Below are 17,904 nucleotides of genomic sequence, written 5' to 3' on the forward strand. Positions count from 1 at the left end.
TCAGATCACGTCGTAGAACCGCCAATATGCTATGGAAGTGAGCGGCGGGCTCGCCTTGATCACCCACTCCGAAGCCGTTGATTGCGTGGAATGGATCGAGGCTCCCATCTGCTCCAGCAGTTCGCGCAGCGGCACCCAGATCGTGCCTCCATGGATTTCGACTTTAGCCTGGACGGCGCGCTCCTCCGAATCATGCCATCGTTTGGTCGTCATCCATCCGCCCGAGGGGTCCACTTGAACCATTCGATTCTTCCATAACACCGTTGCCGTTCTGGACTTCGCATCCCAACTCGCGGTGCCTCCGATCGTTTTCAAAAAGTGCCGCAGAGGAACCATAATCTGCCGATCGCTCATGCGGAATTCATCCTGGCCGAGCTCAGCGGTCAGTAATCCGATTTCTACCTTCAATTCCTTCTTCGCTGTCGTCCACAATTGGCGATTCGGATCAACATGCTGCGCAATCCAGGTTTTGCTCGGAGCTTGGCGAGACTTGTATTTTTCGCTAGGATGCACGCGAAATTGCACAGGCTCCTGATCGGAAGAACTCATGACGTCAAAACGATAGCCGTGATCCCTATAAAATTGGATGATGCCTGGCAGCGCCTTTACGGTCTCGGCATGCGCCCCACCGTCATGCATCAGCACAACCACCGAGTTTGTCCCGGCTGTGACATGGGTGGCATTGCGCAAAATTTCCTTGGCAGGTACGTTTTTGCGTTTGGAATCCCCGCTATCGACATTCCAGTCCATAACGGTATACCCGCCTCTTTTCAACAAATCGAAATAGTTCTGGTCAAAATGCCCGTAAGTACCGCCTGGTGCCCGAACCAGATCAGGACGGATTCCCGTGATGTCATGAATCACTTCCTCCGTACGCTTGATCTGTGCCCAGAACGTTTGAAAATCGCGGTACAGTTCGTTATATCGATGATTATACGTATGATTGCCCAAGGCATGTCCTTCTTTCAATATTCTGCGAATCTGTTTCGGATGGAGCTCCGCTTGTTCCCCCAATACAAAAAACGTGGCAGGCACGTTCTCCTTTCGTAAAATATCCAGCACTTCGGGAGTATGTTTGCCTGGGCCATCGTCAAAACTCAGATAGACGACTTTATCCCTATCGCTGTCTTTAGCCGCAGAAACGAATGATGCGCCCATCGTTCCGCCTAAGGCAACCATGCATATTGTCATGACTAACCGAAAGAACATTCGGCGCCACCCGGACCTTTCCGATTTATGTAGAAGTACTGCATTATAGAGAAATCGCGCTTCTTGAATCTTTGCCTCTTTTGATCTATGCGCCATTATCGAATCAACCTCCAGCATTCTATTGAAATTTTACTGCTAGACTTCAGCAGATTTGTTAGAATTATATGGAGGCTGCTTCTAAAAAAGACGTAAAAATGAAACTTATTTTCAGCAGCCTGGCAGCTGTATTTGATTCTCGCCGGCAGATTCGGTAGCATGAAATATAGTTATTGCTAACCATCGTTGCCTGATCGCCCCGCAGCATGATTCATATGAATCTCAGGAGAGTGAACTCTATTGGAATTGCTTGATAAGATCCAGCAATTATTTGGATCCTACGGATACAGCGTCTTGTTTTTCGGTCTGTTGCTCGAGTTCGTCGCCCTTCCCTTCCCGGGAGAAACAACGATGGCCTATGCCGGTTATTTGTCTTACAAAGGGCAGCTTGATTTCGGCATACTCGCCATCCTTGCGTTTCTCGGCACGACCATCGGTATGACAATCACGTATTTTATCGGGGCAAAGGCCGGATTGCCTTTTATAATGAAATACGGAAAATGGTTTTTCCTTAAACCCGACAAGTTGGATAAAACGCAAAAATGGTTTTCCAAATACGGCAACGGATTGATCTTTATCGGATATTTCATCCCGGGAGTCCGCCACTTTACCGGTTATTTCTCCGGCATAGCGGCCATCTCTTTCCGTAAGTTCGCTCTCTATGCATATACTGGTGCATTATTCTGGGTCGTCCTTTTCCTCGGCATCGGCAAATTGTTCGGACCTGGATGGAGTGCCGTATTCAAGCTGGCGCATCAGTACACCGCTTATATTGTCGCAGCCATCGGTCTTGTCCTGATCGCTGCCGTGCTTTACCGTTACCGCAAAGCTTTGGGGCAACGCTTCGCGCGGAAATCCGTTCCCGTCAGCCAAAGACAAAAACAAAACGCGGAATAGGCATCGCTGTGTGCCGTTCCGTAAAAGGAGCCGCCAGATGCTGTGCGGGCTCCTTTTCGTTACGCTTCATTCCTGCCAAAAACCCGGCGATCCCGGATCCATGCATACGCACTCAAAAATAGCGCGAGCACGGCAAACCCGAGTCCCCCCGCAAAACCCAATTGGCGCGGGTCCATCCTTTCCAGCAAAACACCTGCACCGAACATGGAGAGCCCAAGCACGCTGCCGCTCCATGCCGTCACCACACCGTAGATCACTCCCCTATGTTTCTTCGGGACTTTGATCATAAGCAATGTGTCCAGGCATATATTCCCAATTCCTGACATGAAAGCGAGCGATAGATAGATGATGACGGCGCTTATTGGACCCGGGGCCCCGCTCAGCACCATGAGCAGGCTTCCTTCAATGAGCAAACATATGACAACCCCTGCAAGCAACCTTCCTCTGACATATCGAGAACACAAACTGCTTAGTACCAGCCCCAAGCCAAGTGAAGAATAGAACATCCCCACTCCCCAATCACCAAGCCCAAACACTTGGATTGCATAAACCGAGATAAGGACGTTGTCGATGCCATTAATTACGGGAACCAGCAATTCAAACCCAATAATGACCTGCAGCGGAATCGACATACGGATCAACGGCCAGATCGCGGAAGTCGAGCCATTTCTTTTTTGAACATTCGTATCCTCCAATACCCTGCCTTCATTTGGCTTTGATCCGGATGAATCATCCAGCCGGCGAACCAAACCTGATGCAAGCATGAATGCTGCTGCATTTGCCACAAAGGCGGATTGTGGGCCAAAAACAGTCGAGACAATGCCGCCCAGAAGAGCGCCCACGATCAATACCACACCATTTAATACCTGCTCCAAAGCATTAACCCTTAGTAAATTTTCCGACCTAACAAACAGCGGAATTCCAGATTTGCGTACGGGTGCATATACAGCTTCTGCACAAGCCAACAGCGCCGTTGCGACATAGAGGATCCACAAATCCTCTGCTTGACGCACCAGCAGGTACCCTAGAGCAAGGGGAACCCTTATGCAATTGATGGTCAGCATGATATTTCTGCGGGAAAAATACTTCGTCAGCCAACCACCGACCGGAGCAAGCAATAAAAATGGCAGTACGCGCAGTGCCAAGGCGCCCCCGAGCATAACTCCTGAACCTGTGATCCGAATAATTATGGCAAGCATGGCCACTTGACAGAACCGGTCGCCTATTCCCGTCAACAATCCGGCCAAGAACAGGCGCCGATACATCGGTTCATCCCGCAACAGACGAATTGCAGAAATGCGGAACAACATGTTTTTCACCTCAATAAATTAAATAGATAATTATCTAATTAGATATTATTCTAAATTAATAATTAAGGCAATCCCCTCCTCCACCAACGCCGTTCATCCTTTTTTTTGTCATAATTCGAAATATTCCCGGTCATACTACTTGCAAATATAGGATGTATGGGAGGAGGGACGGAATGGGGGGCACAAAGCAAAACCCTGAAAAAGACCCACACCCGATTTCCAGGAATTTGAGCGAAAATATGGAGTACTGCAAAACCATCATGGGACACAGCAACGACTTAATGATCCGACCATTGCAGAGTTTGCACAAATGGCCTTCCGTCTTGCTATACATCGATGGACTTGTGGATGTGCAAGTGCTTAACCTCGCCATCCTGGAATCACTGCTTCAAATGCGGGATCTGCCCTCATTTTCCAAGGATGACGAACATCTGACTTATCTTCAGAACGACGTGCTAACCGCAAGCACCGTCTTGTTCATCGATAGCATGGATGACGTTCTGAAAGCACTGCTGGCAGGCAGTGCCATCCTGCTGTTGGAAGGGTCCACACGCGGATTGAGAATCGCTGCCGCAGGCTGGGAAGACCGTTCTGTCGGCGAACCCATTTCCCAGTCCGTCGTACGTGGACCGATGGAGGGATTTACGGAAAATCTGCGTACCAACACGGCCCTGATCCGCAAACGAATCCGCGATCCGCAACTATGGATCGAGGAACGCGAGATTGGCCGGGTGACCAGAACACGTGTGGCCGTCCTCTACCTGGAGCATACCGTCGATCAGGAAGTCGTGAAAGAACTGCGCAGCAGGCTCGATCAAATCGATATTGACGGCATTCTGGAAGGCGGTTATATCGAAGAATTGGTTCAGGATAAAACGAGGACGCTATTTCCCACCTTATATAACAGTGAGCGTCCAGATACCGTATCGGCTGCTCTTCTCGAGGGCCGGGTTGCCATCATTGTCGACGGGACCCCCTTCGTTCTGCTTGTCCCTGCTTTGTTTGTGCACTTCTTTCAATCGGCAGAAGATTATTACCAGCGAGCGGACATCAGTACGCTCATTCGCATGATTCGTTATCTGGCTTTTTTTATCGCCTTGCTTGCACCGTCGTTTTACATTGCCATCTCGACCTTCCACCAGGAAATGCTGCCTACCAATCTGTTGATCAGCCTGGCTGCCCAACGTGAGGGGGTTCCCTTCCCTGCTTTCATCGAGGCTCTTTTGATGGAGCTGACCTACGAAATTTTGCGCGAGGCCGGCATTCGCATCCCCAAGACGGTCGGGCAAGCCGTATCCATCGTAGGTACGCTCGTAATCGGACAGGCTGCCGTAGACGCAGGGGTGGTTTCGGCAGCCATGGTCATCATCGTGTCCATCACGGCGATTTCAAGTTACGTTATTCCCGAGAACGGGTTATCGATCTCGGTTCGCATTTTGCGCTTCGTTCTGATGATGTTCGCGGCAGCTTTCGGATTCTACGGCATCCTGATCGTGCTGCTTATTACGGTTACCCATCTGTGCAGCCTGCGTTCATTTGGCGTTCCGTACATGTCCCCGTTTGCGCCGTTTGTCCAGAAAGACCTGAAGGATACCATTTTTCGTGTTCCCTGGTCCCGTATGAAAACCCGGCCTATTTCTACAGGCACGTCAAACGTGACACGAGAATCTTCTAAACCAACGAAGCGATAACTCAGTCAGGAGATCGGCGTATGAACAAATGCTTGCGTATGATTCTTTCCTTTGTGGTCCTGCTCCCTCTCCTCACGGGCTGCTGGGATCGGCAGGAGCTCAACGAACTCGGCATTATGCTGGGGCTGGGCGTCGACATGGAAGGCGAGCTCATCAAGGTCAGCGCTCAGGTTGTCGTACCGAACGAAATTTCCAACAAATCCGGCGGTGCCAAAGGTACCCCTGTGACTCAATATCAAGCCACTGCGAAAACGTTGTTCGAAGCGATACAGAAGCTTACGGAGATAAGTCCAAGGCAAACTTTCATGTCTCACATACGTGTACTCGTATTTGGAGAAGAGTACGCTCGAAAACAGGGGATCTACGATGTCACAGAGGCTTTGATGCGTGAACCGTCCGTGCGACCGGATTACTACGTTTTGATCGCAAGAAACACGACCGCAACCAAAGTTCTCGATCTGCTGACCCCTTTGGATAATATCCCGGCTGAAAAAATATTCAGCTCGCTGGACGTGTCCGCCAAAACCTGGGCTCCTACCACGACGGTAACAGGGGATAAACTCATGGACTCCATGATTTCCCCGGGCATACAACCCGTCATTACGGGGATTGAGGTTATAGGCAATAGCGAAAATAGCGGCAGTAAGGATAATATTTCATTCATTCGATCACCCGCGCGGCTAAGTTCAACAGGACTAGGCATTTTCAAAGGGGATAAGCTGATTGGGTGGTTAACGGAAGAAGAATCCAAAGGGTACAATTACATCCGCGACAACGTTGTGGCAACGGTCGGCCATGTCGATTGCCCGTCGAGCCAGGGCGTCGTAACGTTGAAAACGCTGCGCTCCAAGACCAAACGCAAAGCTAAAATTGTCGGGGGTGAACCGGTTATCCATATCAAGGTCAAAACGATTTCGTCCATCGCTTCGGTCGATTGCGGCATGTCGATCGGTGCCATGGCGGCCATTCGGGCATTGGAGAAGCAATCCCAGGAGAGCCTCGTGGAGCTTATGCAAACCTCGGTCAATTCGGTTCGTCGAAAATACCACGTGGACATTTTTGGATTCGGCCAGGAAGTTTACCATGCCAATCCCAAATATTTTCAAAAAATCGAAAAGGATTGGGACAAATACTTCGAAAATCTTGAGGTGAAATTCGAATCGAATGTACAAATCAAACGCGTAGGTGCTTTGGATAACTCGTTCAAAAACGAAATAAAGGACTGAGAAAACATGCTCCTTTCATTATCTGCCATCCTTGCCGCAGGCATCATAGGATGGATTGACCTTCCCAAGCTGATCAAACAAAAACAATGGAAGGAAACAGCGGTCTACAGCGTCATGCTGCTGCTGGCGACCGTATTCACCGTCATTGCCGTCAACTTGTGGGAGTTTCCCAGCCCGCTAAATATCGTTATTTGGATCTACGAGCCTGTGAATCAGTTGTTGGCCCGCTTAACCGGGACCTAGCTAAGAGGGGGAGAAAAATGCTTGAACGGGGACGGCTTGGAACAAGACAATTGGCAACCCTTGTGTTCATGATGGTTGTGGGCGACATGATGATGATCTACCCTTCGGTCATGACCTCTTATGCTAAACAAGATGCCTGGATCTGTGCCTTGATTGGCGTCCCTATCAGCATGGCTCTGATGGCCATGTTCCTCAAACTCGGCAGGGCCTATCCTGACCAGAACTTGGTTGGCATATGCCGCAGTGTGCTGGGATTCTGGCCGGGAACGCTCATTTCCTGTTTTTACATGTTCTTTTTTATCCTCGGCGCTTCCACCTACACCCGGGAGGTCGGCGACTTCATGACCACCCAGATTTTTCAATACACGCCGATTCGTGTCGTCATTCTTATGTTTGTCGTCGCCATCGGCTGGGGAGTGTATAACGGATTGGAGACGATGGGGCGCACCAGCGAGCTGCTGATTCCCATCGTCATCGTTTTTATATTGGTGCTCACCTTCTGCTTGCTGCCGAAATCCGATACCAGCAATTTAAAAGCGTTTCAGGATACGAATGCCGTATCTTTTGCCCAAGGGATCTTGGTAAGCATCATTTATCCGGTTGGCGAAACGATCCCGGTGTTGATGTTGTTGCCGTACTCAGCCGCAGCACCGAACCGGACGAGGGATCTGATTGTGGCGGCAGGCATGGGCAATATCGTACTTGCTCTATTGGTTACCATCGCCATGCTTGTGCTGGGTGCATTCCTTACGCAGCATAACATTTATACTTCCTTTGTTTTGTCGCAAAAAATAAACATCGGCGACTTTTTTCAAAGAATAGAAGCACTTATGGCTTCATCTTGGTTAGTATCGACCTATTTCAAAACGATGGTCTACCTTTATGCCTTTACGGTAGGCATTGCGGAAATATTTAAAATGAAGCAGTACCGGTTTCTCATCCTTCCATCCTCCCTGCTGATCTTCGGCTTGGCGAATCTGATCGCCCCCGGCATTACGTATATTGTTATCAGCATCGTTCCCTACTGGGTAGACTGGGATACAACCATCGGCATCCTTTTGCCGGGCCTTCTTCTGCTGGTTCACCTGGGCAGATCGCGAAAAAATTCATAGACCCTATCATTGACCCTTGCTTAACGAAAGGATTGTACGGCCCATGCAAATGAAAGAGAAGCTGACCATTCGGCAGTTTGCCGTGCTTACCTTTATGGTCATGATCGGAGACATGATCCTGATCTATCCGACCTTGGTTACGTATCCAGGACAGCAAGACGGCTGGATCTGCTCGCTGCTGGCCCAGCCCGTCGGTTGTTGCATTCTATGGCTGATGTTCAAATTGTACAAGGCTTATCCCGGGAAGACGCTGATCGAAATTTGTTACATCGCACTCGGTCGCTGGTTCGGGTTCGCTTTGGCTGTCTGTTACCTGTTTTACTTTCTCGTCGGAGCAGCCATATGCATCCGGGAAGTCGGCGATTTCTTGACCACCCAGATTTATCTCAAGACCCCGATTCGGGCCATTATCATCCTGCTCATCGCTTCGCTGACCTGGGGGATGCTCAAGGGGCTTGGACCGATCGGCAAAAGCGCGGAACTGTTGGCGCCGTTTGTCGTTATGGGCATGCTGATTTTAATCCTGGCCTTGCTCCCTCAAGCCGATGCTTCCCATTTAAAGCCCTATTTCGGCATTCCCTGGCTCTCTTTCGTAGATGGAATTATTCGGGGGGCCTTTACTTCCTATGGCGAATTGATCGTACTATCCATGCTGTTTCCCTATATCTCGAAAGGGCCTCACCTTCAAAGGGACATGTTAACCTCCGCATTGTTCGGCGGCATTCTTCTAAGCATGCTGCTGCTGGTGTCCCTGCTGGTGCTTGGCCCCATGCTAACGCAGCATAACATCTACGTTTCCTACATCCTCGCCCAAAAGATTGACATAGGCCGTTTTTTCCAACGGATCGAAGCATTGATGGCAATCGCTTGGCTGATCTCCACGTATTTCAAAAGCATGCTGCATATCTTCGCATTCATCGCGGGAACCGCGCAGCTCTTCAAAATGCAGGATTACAAGCCGCTGATTCTTCCGTCCATGCTGCTTTTCTTTGCTATGGGCGTGCTGATTGCGCCAAACATCATATTTTACACGCTCACGATCATGCCTGCCTGGTTCGAATTGGACATTACCGTAAGCACGGTCATTCCTCTATTCCTGCTGCTCATTCATCGGTTCAGAAAAAAGATTTCTGGCAAACCACCGCGCTCTGAAGGAAGCTATGACAGATAAATACCATCTGCGGCTCCTAGAACACTTGGAAAGATGTGCATGCCAAAAAGGCCGCATTTACGGAATGATCCGCAACCACGACCTTTGGATTCACTTAAGATATGTGACTACAGCGCCTTTACCGCCTCGAGCGCCTCTTCGATATGCCCTTTAACGCGCACCTTGGACCATTGCTTCAACAGCTTCCCCTCTTCGTCAATCAGAAAAGTAGAACGGACGATGCCCATGTACTCCCGGCCGTACATCTTTTTAAGCTGCCACACTCCGAATTGTTCGGCCACGCTGTGCTCCTCATCCGACAACAGGACAAATGGAAGCCCATATTTGGCGATGAATTTGTCATGCTGTTTCATCGGATCTGTGCTGATGCCCAGAATCACCGTGTTCATCCCCTGGAATTCCTCATGTCGATCGCGAAAATCGCAGGCCTGCTGCGAGCAGGCAGAGGTTAAGTCCTTGGGATAAAAATAGAGCAGCACGCGTTGTCCGCGATAATCGGATAACTTCACACGTTCGCCCGAGCTGGACGGCAGCTCGAAATCGGGAACCTGCATGCCTTCCGTTACTGTCATTCTGCATTCCTCCTTCAATCCGTTTATGCGGACAGTGTCATGTTACGAACCTGCGCCGCGATATCGTTTCACGCCAAAATTCCATAATGTCAGTCCGATGGCCCCAAAAACGATTCCCATGACAGGCGTAAGCAAGGCCATCCGATGCATTTCGGCCCGGTCCAGGAACAAGGCCGCCGGATAAATGCCCACGAACGCAAATGGAATGATCCAGGTGAGCAGCACCTGAATGGCGCGATTGTAGATGGTTACGGGATAACGCCCGTATCCCTGAATGTTGTACATCAATGGCAAAATGCCCGTAGGCGCATCCGAATAAAAGGACAGCGACGTCAGAGCCGTATAAATCCCGGCATAGATCAGCACCGAGCTGATCGCGAGGATGGCAAGCGCCGGAATATGCCACCACTCCAGCACCAGTCCCATTTCGGCTCCGCTGAGAACCATGATGACAAGTCCGATGAACGATCCCACCAGTGCGGGCGGGTCCACGTTCTCCAGCAGGATTTGAAACAAATTGTGAGCCGGCCTTGTCAAAATGCGGTCCATCTCGCCCTTGACGATATAACGCTCGCTGAACCCCCACATGTTGATGAAACAGCTGAAAATGCCGTAAGGCACCATGAAATAACCGTAGACGAACAGGACCTCGCTTTCGCTCCAGCCGCCCAGATTATCGGTGTGGCGGAACACCACAAAGATAAAAATCAGGTTCGTGGCCTGAAAGAGCAGATCGGATATGATTTCAACCCAGAAGTCGGCCCGATAAGTCAGCCTTGTTTTCATGTAATTTTTCAAATATTCCCATACAAGTCCCAAATAGTACATTCCGTCACCCTCCTTGCACGAACAGACGCTTGCGCGCCTGGCGCCAGATCAGCACCATCGGAATCAACAGCACGACGAACCATAATACTTGCAGGCCCAGTACGTTCCAGATTCCCGTGCCTTCCACCCGTCCGGTAAACACGGAGCCTGGCAAATAGGTAATAGCCTGGAAGGGCAGCACCTTCATCACGGCCGCCAGCCAGCCCGGATACAGGCTGATTGGCACGATCAGGCCGGAAAACAAATCGACGACTACGCGTTTCATGCGCATCATGCCTTCGTTGTTTTCGACGAAAAACGCGGCCAGCCCCGTAATGACGTTGATCTGGGAGTTGATCAGGAAGCTGAAGAACAGCATGACCAGAAATCCGATCCATGCCGACGGTGCGGTCGGAAGTTCAACCGGGAACAGCAGGATTGCAATCAGCATCCCCGGAATCATGAACAGCAGAAAACGGAATACGCCTTCGCCGAGCCCCTGCATCATTTTGACCATGACATAGTTGATCGGTCGTATGAATTGGATCGCAATCGTGCCGTCCCGGATGTCCGCAGCGATCTCGCGGTCCAGATTGTTGAAGTAAAACGCCCGGGCCATCCAGGATACGGCCACATAGGTCGTCATCTGAGCTGCCGTGAAACCGCCAAGCTCGCCGCTGCTTCCATAGATAGCTTGCCAGGTGAAGTAATACACGCCGATGTTAAGCGTATATATCAGAATACCGGAATAATAATTGACCCGGTAGGCCAGCATGGTCAGAAAACGAATGCGTATAAAATCAAGATAAGCGCCGTTCATTTCAGGATACACCTGCCGCTTCGTTCTCGGCGCCTGCGATTTCAGGGCGATCCGCAGAACCGGATTGGTAGATGCTGCGCACAATCTCATCCGTATTGGTTTCGATGATTTGAATATCCGTAATGTCCGCTTGTCCCACTACCCGGGCCAGCACGTCGGACACGTTGAGCTCCAGCGGAATCCAAACCGAAGCCGACAATTCATTCTCCGCCGTCCAGCGCACAGGCAGTTCGGCAGTCCATTCCTGCATGCGGCTTAGCGGATAGGCCTTTCCGAATTTGAAGCGAATTTCGCGCTCCGTCCCCCACTGAGACTTCAGATGATCAAGCCCGCCATCATAAATGATATTGCCCGCATCCAGCATGATCACTCTGGAGCACAATGCTTCAATATCCTGCAAGTCATGTGTCGTCAGCAGAATCGTTGTGCCATGTTCTCTGTTCATGTCTTTCAAAAACTCGCGGATTTCCGACTTGACGACGATATCGAGGCCGATGGTCGGTTCGTCCAAAAAGACGATCTCCGGGTTGTGCAGCAGGGCAGCCACCAGCTCGCAGCGCATCCGTTGGCCGAGGCTCAATTTGCGAACCGGACGGTTCAGCAGTTCCTGCAGCTGCAATCGCTCAACCAATTCGTCCAACCGTTTGCGGAAATCGGCTTCTCCGACTTTATACACCTTCCGCAGCAGATGGAACGACTCGATGACCCCGATATCCCACCACAACTGGCTTCGCTGTCCGAACACAACGCCGATGTTCTGCACGAATTTTTCGCGTTCCTGATAGGGAACGTATCCGCCCACCGAGATGTGTCCCGAAGTAGGCACCAAAATGCCGGTCAACATTTTGATCGTCGTTGATTTCCCGGCACCGTTCTCTCCGATATAACCGCAGATTTCGCCCTGCGGAATTTGAAACGAGATATCGTTTACAGCCAACACTTCCTGGTATTGACGTGCAAACAGATCCTGAAACGCGCCCTTGAGCCCGCCGCGGCTCTTCTGCACGCTGAATGACTTGCGCAAATCTTTGACATCAATCGCCAGCATGTTTATACCTCACTTGGATTTTGTTGAAATTGCTTGTAGCCCAAAAAGAAATTATAATGGTATCAGTCAAAATTCAGCAAGCTTTAATCATCTGCGAGGTTTTCACTCTTTTCGCATTTGTCGTGAAGGGGAACTGAACGGAAGACCTCGGTCTGATTCAGCGTTTGGACTTATTTTGTTCTTTCATTTTGAATACAAAGGAGAGCTAGCATGACCAGAAAGACGAAGAGAACCATATGGATTTCTCTTGCCGCCTTCATCCTGCTTGTTGGCGGAGCGGCGGCATTTTATTTCGGTTCTATTCTGAATCAATTGAATGGCTTGCAAAAGGAAGGCGACGAATCTCCGTTTGCCGGCATTGAAAATGTCGAAAAAGTAAATACGCCGGATCCGCCAAAATGGGAGGGTACGGATACCGTAAATATTCTCGTGATGGGCGTTGATGCGCGCGGACTAAAGAAAGGCGAAGTCCCCCGTTCCGACAGCATGATGGTTGTATCGCTTGACCCGCTTACGAAAAAGATCAATCTCTTTTCCATTTTGCGGGACACCTATGTAAATATTGAGGGGTACGGCAAAGAGCGAATCAATACCGCCATCACCCATGGTCCGAACGTGGCCATGAATGCGGTCAGCGACCTACTGGGCATCCCTGTCCAATATTATGTGTATACGGATTTCCAAGGATTCATCAAACTGGTGGATGCGGTTGGAGGCGTCGATTTCGATGTCGAGAAGGACATGCACTATACGAGTAAAGCCGACAACAACGAATATGATATCGACCTGAAGAAGGGCTATCAGCACCTGGACGGCGAAACGGCCCTGATGTATGTGCGTTTCCGTCATGACGCCATGTCCGACTTTGCGCGTTCGGAGCGCCAACGCGAATTTCTGAAAGCCGTTGCGGCGAAAATGCAATCGACCACAACGATTGCCAAGCTGCCTAGCATTTTGGAGGAGGTCAGCCCTTACGTCGATACGAACCTGACTCTTTCCGACATGTGGAAGCTCGGCGGACTCGGGTACCAGAGCAGCATGAACGGCAGCGAGCAAGTTCCGCCCATGGACTTGCTGAAAGAAGAGCGCACGCCAGGCGGCGCCCAGGTTCTGACCGTAACGAGCGAAGAGAAATTGAAGCAGCATGTGCAGGATATCATCCATCCGCCTGTGGAGCAGAACGACAGCCAGGATGCGGCCAATGACAAGACGGCCAGCGGTGATGATCAGGATACCGGGCAGCCTGCACAATAAAAGTTCACCATGCATGATCACGCTTTGCCAAAGGCAGCCATCCGGCTGCCTTTTTTGCTGCGCTGTATTCCGCCTGGTTTCAGCATGTTTGTCGCGGGATCGGTGAATTCTAAGGAGGTGGAAACGACTTCTTAGGAGCGTTCTGCCTTCGCAGAGGCTGCTTCAACAAACGTTTTTGTCCGGTTTCGCCTGATTTTTGTGCAAATCTTCATTTGATCTTGCATGCCAAACTGGTATTGTTATATATGACTTTTATCAAAAGCAAACCGATATTTCTATATCACGAAAGGAAGTTATTCCATGAATCCATCACGTTCCCGCTCCGAGGTTTTATACAACGAAGCGCTTCAACATATCGTCGGAGGCGTCAACAGCCCTTCCCGCTCATTCAAAGCCGTGGGCGGCGGTTCGCCTGTGTTTATGAAAAAGGCTCAGGGCGCCCACTTCTGGGATGTGGACGACAACCGCTACATTGATTACCTGGCAGCCTACGGACCGATTATCACCGGGCATGCGCATCCGCATATTACCCAAGCGATTGCGGAAGCGGCCGCCAACGGCGTGCTGTACGGCACACCGACCGAATTGGAGATCAAGCTGGCCAAAATGCTGAAGGAAGCCATTCCTTCGATGGACAAGGTCCGCTTCGTCAACTCGGGAACGGAAGCGGTCATGACCACGATCCGCGTCGCTCGCGCTTACACCAAACGCAACAAAATCGTGAAGTTTGCCGGATGTTACCACGGCCACTCCGACCTGGTGCTCGTTGCTGCAGGCTCTGGCCCATCGACGCTGGGCATTCCGGACAGTGCCGGCATTCCGACGAGCATTGCGCACGAGGTCATTACGGTGCCTTACAATGACCTGGACGGACTGAAAGAAGCGTTGGAACGCTGGGGCGATGATGTAGCCGCCGTTATGGTTGAGCCGATCGTCGGCAACTTCGGCATGGTCATGCCGAAACCGGGCTTCCTCGAAGGCCTTTGCGCCATGGCCAGAGCCAATGGCTCGCTCGTCATTTACGATGAGGTTATCACGGCATTCCGTTTCCACTACGGCTCCACCCAGACGTATGCCGGATTGGAAAACCATGCACAGATTGAACCGGATCTGACGGCCCTGGGCAAAATCATCGGCGGCGGCCTGCCGATCGGAGCCTATGGCGGCAAAAAACACGTGATGGAGCAAGTTGCGCCGCTCGGACCTGCGTATCAGGCAGGAACGATGGCTGGCAATCCGGCTTCCATCTCCGCAGGCATCGCCTGCCTGGAGGTTCTTCAGGGCGAGGGCGTGTATGACGAGATGGAACGTCTGGCGACTGAACTTACGGCCGGCCTGCAAGCTTCTGCGGACCGCCACGGCATTGCCCTGACGATCAACCGCATTCGCGGTGCGTTCTCCACCCATTTCTGCAGCCATCCGGTAACGAACTACGATGAAGCCCAAGACACGGACGGCGAGCAATTTGCCGCGTTCTTCCGCAACATGCTGGATCGCGGGATCAACCTCGCCCCATCCAAATACGAGGCTTGGTTCCTGACGACCGCGCATACGGATGAGGATGTACAGCAAACGATCGAAGCCGCCGAAGCTTCGTTTAAAGCGATGGCCCAGGCATAAAGAACGACGGACCCATTGAACGCAAACAAGGCGTATGAACACTGGCTTGTCCAGTTTGCTCATACGCCTTTGTTTTTGCGAGCGAAGCACATGTTGGAGCCGCTGTCCGCTGCCACCTTAACCTTTCGACGTTCTTTGTCCAGCAGCGTCCAGCTTCATGATCTCCTCGCGAATGATGTCCATGCCCTCCGCAACCCGCTGGCCAGGCACGTTGGAAATGTTGAGCCGCAGCATTTTATCCTGCTGCTGCAAACCGTCCGGATAATACCGTTCCGTTGTATCCACCAATACGCCGCGTTTCTCCAAGCGCGATACCAGCACAGCCAAAGGCATGCGCTCAGGCAAAGGCAGCACCGTATGTTCTCCTCCGGTACGCGGCGCCTCCGCAAACGGAGCAAAATCGGGGAAGCGATCCAGCTGCTCATGCACCTTGCGCATGCGCGCGGCATACCTGCCACGAATCACTTTGCCATGATGGGCGAACATGCCGCTTCGAATATAGATTTCGAGCGCCGCCTGCGACAGCAGCGAAGTATCGATGTCCAGCATTCTCTTATGGGCCCCGAACAGCGGAACAAGTTCATGCGGCAGCACGGCGACGCCAAGGCGCAGCCCGGGAAACAGAATTTTGGAATAACTCTTTAAATAAATGACCCGCCCTTCCGTATCGGCAGACCACAACGGGTCTTGCTTCGAATCGCTCTCCAGATCGGCGAGAAAATCGTCCTCCACCAAATATACGTCATGCTTTTGCGCAAGGCGGATCAGCCTCTTTTTTTCATTGGCGTTTAAGGATGTCCCCAGCGGATTATGAAAGCGAGGCATCACATAGAAAAACTTGATATCGTCTTCCTTGAAACTCCGCTCCAGGTCTTCCCAATCCAGACCGTCCACCGTTCTCTTGACCCCGGCAAAGGGCACATTAAGCCCCTTCAGCAAGGGAGGCATGTTGTGATAGCCCGGAAGCTCGATCAGCACCCGCCTCTTCCCGTTCGGAAAATCCATGAGCGCAAGCACCGCCAGCGCTTGCTGTACCCCTGACGTGATAAACATCTGCCCGGCTTGCGCGAACACCTGATAATCGGCGAACTGTTTGGCCAACAATTCAATCAATGAGGGCAAACCGCGGTCGGTGCCGTAACGAAACAGCTCAGCTTGTTTCTTCTCCATCGCCTGGTCCACGCAATGGCGAAAATCGGCATACGGAAATACGCGCGAATCCGGCGCGGCCGAAGCGAAATCGAGCGGCCCTTCCCATTTCCCTTCTTCCGGCCCTCCACCATTAGGCACCGCATAATATCCCGATTGGGGGACCGCATACACTAGATGGCGCCGCTCCAGCCATTCGTAGGCACGCAGCACGGTGCTGATGCTGCATTGATACTGCTTGGCCAGCGATCGAACGGGAGGCAGCTTGATGCCCCTCTCGTTCCAACTCCCCAGTCCCTGCCGTGCTGTTTGCTCTTGCATCCATCGTTCGAGCGATCGCGCAATGGTTTCATATTTTTTCACATAAATCCTCCTAAACTGTACCGGTACAATCCATGTTTTTCATCATTGTACCACGCCTTGTCAGGGCGTATATTGAAAACGATCACACAACAGATGCTCTTGCAGATGACGGAAGTTTGTTTGGCATTGCACTTCGCTGTCCGATCTGCAATCACTCACGATTGGAGGAAATCACATGAAACATACGTCTGCCCGGGCTTACGCTTACGTTGCAGCCGTTTTATATGCCATGATTATCGGTTTATCCTTTATGTTTGCCAAAATGACGGTGGCCGTCGCTCATCCGCTCGACGTGTTAGCCCATCGCTTTGCTCTTTCCCTGATCGTTGTCAGCATGCCGATCGCGCTCGGCATGGTGCGCATCCGCTTGTCTGCCAAGGATTTATGGCGAATCATTCCGCTAGGTCTGCTGTCTCCCGTCCTGTTTTTTGCTTTCCAGACGTTCGGGCTCGTCACGTCCAATTCCTCTGAAGCGGGCATTATCCAAGCACTGGTCCCGGTGTTTACGCTTGTTCTCGCTTCGCTCTTTCTGAAAGAACGAACAACACTGGCGCAAAAACTGTTTCTGCTGCTGTCCGTATCCGGCGTCGTCTTTTTGTTTGCTATGAAGGGGGCATCAATGTCCATCGGCAATGTGAAAGGAATCCTGCTGCTCCTGCTCTCCGCCGTCTCCTTCGCCGGGTATGGCGTGTTGGCCCGGCCTTTGACCCGAAAATACAAACCGCTGGAGCTCACTTGGGTCACCTTGATGATCGGCTGCCTTGCCTTTAACGCGGTTTCCCTTGTCCGTCATGCCTACTTAGGTACGATGGCCGAGTATGTCCAGCCTTTGGGAAATGGAACATACCTCATGGCACTGGCCTATTTGGCGATACTGTCTACCATGTTCTCGACGCTGCTGTCCAGCTTCGCGCTCACCCATCTTGAAGCGTCCAAAATGAGCGTATTCAGCAATCTGTCCACATTGGTGTCCATTGCGGGAGGAGCATGGATCTTGCATGAACCGGTCAGCGGTTACCATGTCATCGGAGCCTTGCTCATCATTGCGGGCGTGCTCGGCACCAATTTAAGCGGCAAAAAACAAGGGCGGTCAAACACGTCAAATCATCAATCTCCGCTCCATGCCGAACGAAGCGGACAGAGCTGAATAGACTTGAGCGTCAAGCCGGATGCTATATAAACCGCAAAAAAGATACACACGTTAACGGAGGGGCAGAACCGATCTGGAGAAGCGAAGCAGCTTTCTGAAAGAAAGCTGCTTCGGAAGCATAGGCTGTTCACCGGATTTTTCCTTAGAAAAGGGGAATCCAAGAAAT

The 17,904-nt window shown here is 51.3% G+C and carries 16 protein-coding genes; 9 read left to right on the plus strand and 7 right to left on the minus strand.

The genetic code is table 11. The annotated features are described in order from the left end of the window. Window positions 1-1,209 carry a polysaccharide deacetylase family protein gene (locus RSX24_RS27735; protein WP_339276032.1) on the minus strand — a complete coding sequence of 403 codons (1,209 nt, stop codon included), beginning with the start codon at window positions 1,207-1,209 and terminating at the stop codon, window positions 1-3. 336 nt (window positions 1,210-1,545) lie between these two features. Here RSX24_RS27735 and RSX24_RS27740 point away from each other — a divergent pair, with 336 nt between their 5' ends. Further along, complete coding sequence (locus tag RSX24_RS27740) at window positions 1,546-2,202, plus strand: DedA family protein (RefSeq protein WP_343262382.1); 657 nt, start codon at window positions 1,546-1,548, stop codon at window positions 2,200-2,202. A 59-nt stretch (window positions 2,203-2,261) separates the two neighbouring features. Here the strand turns inward: RSX24_RS27740 and RSX24_RS27745 are convergent, their stop codons facing one another. Next, entirely contained in the window at window positions 2,262-3,512 is a 1,251-nt protein-coding gene (locus RSX24_RS27745; RefSeq protein ID WP_343262383.1) for an MFS transporter, read from the minus strand. 173 nt (window positions 3,513-3,685) lie between these two features. On the opposite strand from RSX24_RS27745, the gene RSX24_RS27750 reads away from it, so the two are divergent. From RSX24_RS27750 to RSX24_RS27770, 5 genes are read left to right on the plus strand one after another with little or no spacing between them, the layout of a single operon-like run. Continuing rightward, window positions 3,686-5,203 carry a spore germination protein gene (locus tag RSX24_RS27750; RefSeq protein WP_343262384.1) on the plus strand — a complete coding sequence of 506 codons (1,518 nt, stop codon included), beginning with the start codon at window positions 3,686-3,688 and terminating at the stop codon, window positions 5,201-5,203. A gap of 20 nt (window positions 5,204-5,223) precedes the next feature. Further along, complete coding sequence (locus RSX24_RS27755; RefSeq protein ID WP_343262385.1) at window positions 5,224-6,429, plus strand: Ger(x)C family spore germination protein; 1,206 nt, start codon at window positions 5,224-5,226, stop codon at window positions 6,427-6,429. A gap of 6 nt (window positions 6,430-6,435) precedes the next feature. Further along, on the plus strand, window positions 6,436-6,672 hold the full coding sequence (locus tag RSX24_RS27760) for a hypothetical protein (protein WP_236420831.1): 237 nt from the start codon (window positions 6,436-6,438) through the stop codon (window positions 6,670-6,672). A 17-nt stretch (window positions 6,673-6,689) separates the two neighbouring features. Further along, window positions 6,690-7,784: a GerAB/ArcD/ProY family transporter gene (locus RSX24_RS27765; protein WP_343262386.1), complete on the plus strand. Its 1,095-nt coding sequence runs from the start codon at window positions 6,690-6,692 to the stop codon at window positions 7,782-7,784. A gap of 43 nt (window positions 7,785-7,827) precedes the next feature. Further along, window positions 7,828-8,955: a GerAB/ArcD/ProY family transporter gene (locus RSX24_RS27770; protein WP_343262387.1), complete on the plus strand. Its 1,128-nt coding sequence runs from the start codon at window positions 7,828-7,830 to the stop codon at window positions 8,953-8,955. Window positions 8,956-9,062: 107 nt separating this feature from the next. On the opposite strand, the gene bcp is transcribed toward RSX24_RS27770, so the two are convergent. The 4 genes from bcp to RSX24_RS27790 are packed head-to-tail and all read right to left on the minus strand — an operon-like array spanning window position 9,063 to window position 12,202. Beyond that, complete coding sequence (bcp, locus tag RSX24_RS27775) at window positions 9,063-9,527, minus strand: thioredoxin-dependent thiol peroxidase (protein WP_339276025.1); 465 nt, start codon at window positions 9,525-9,527, stop codon at window positions 9,063-9,065. 42 nt (window positions 9,528-9,569) lie between these two features. Further along, the gene (locus RSX24_RS27780) at window positions 9,570-10,355 is read right to left on the minus strand and encodes an ABC transporter permease (RefSeq protein ID WP_236420827.1); all 786 of its coding nucleotides are present in this window, start codon (window positions 10,353-10,355) and stop codon (window positions 9,570-9,572) included. 4 nt (window positions 10,356-10,359) lie between these two features. Continuing rightward, window positions 10,360-11,154 carry an ABC transporter permease gene (locus RSX24_RS27785; protein ID WP_236420826.1) on the minus strand — a complete coding sequence of 265 codons (795 nt, stop codon included), beginning with the start codon at window positions 11,152-11,154 and terminating at the stop codon, window positions 10,360-10,362. A gap of 1 nt (window position 11,155) precedes the next feature. Then, window positions 11,156-12,202: an ABC transporter ATP-binding protein gene (locus RSX24_RS27790; protein ID WP_343262388.1), complete on the minus strand. Its 1,047-nt coding sequence runs from the start codon at window positions 12,200-12,202 to the stop codon at window positions 11,156-11,158. 210 nt (window positions 12,203-12,412) lie between these two features. Between RSX24_RS27790 and RSX24_RS27795 the strand changes: the two genes are divergently transcribed. Then, window positions 12,413-13,456 (plus strand): LCP family protein, encoded by a 1,044-nt coding sequence (locus tag RSX24_RS27795; protein ID WP_236420824.1) that lies wholly within the window; start codon window positions 12,413-12,415, stop codon window positions 13,454-13,456. A 300-nt stretch (window positions 13,457-13,756) separates the two neighbouring features. Next, complete coding sequence (locus tag RSX24_RS27800) at window positions 13,757-15,076, plus strand: glutamate-1-semialdehyde 2,1-aminomutase (RefSeq protein WP_343262389.1); 1,320 nt, start codon at window positions 13,757-13,759, stop codon at window positions 15,074-15,076. Window positions 15,077-15,193: 117 nt separating this feature from the next. On the opposite strand, the gene RSX24_RS27805 is transcribed toward RSX24_RS27800, so the two are convergent. Next, entirely contained in the window at window positions 15,194-16,588 is a 1,395-nt protein-coding gene (locus tag RSX24_RS27805; RefSeq protein WP_343262390.1) for an aminotransferase-like domain-containing protein, read from the minus strand. A gap of 175 nt (window positions 16,589-16,763) precedes the next feature. On the opposite strand from RSX24_RS27805, the gene RSX24_RS27810 reads away from it, so the two are divergent. Next, entirely contained in the window at window positions 16,764-17,735 is a 972-nt protein-coding gene (locus tag RSX24_RS27810; RefSeq protein ID WP_343262391.1) for a DMT family transporter, read from the plus strand. Window positions 17,736-17,904: the final 169 nt, after the last annotated feature.

Source organism: Paenibacillus hubeiensis (genome assembly GCF_032334105.1).
Classification (GTDB): domain Bacteria; phylum Bacillota; class Bacilli; order Paenibacillales; family Paenibacillaceae; genus Paenibacillus; species Paenibacillus hubeiensis.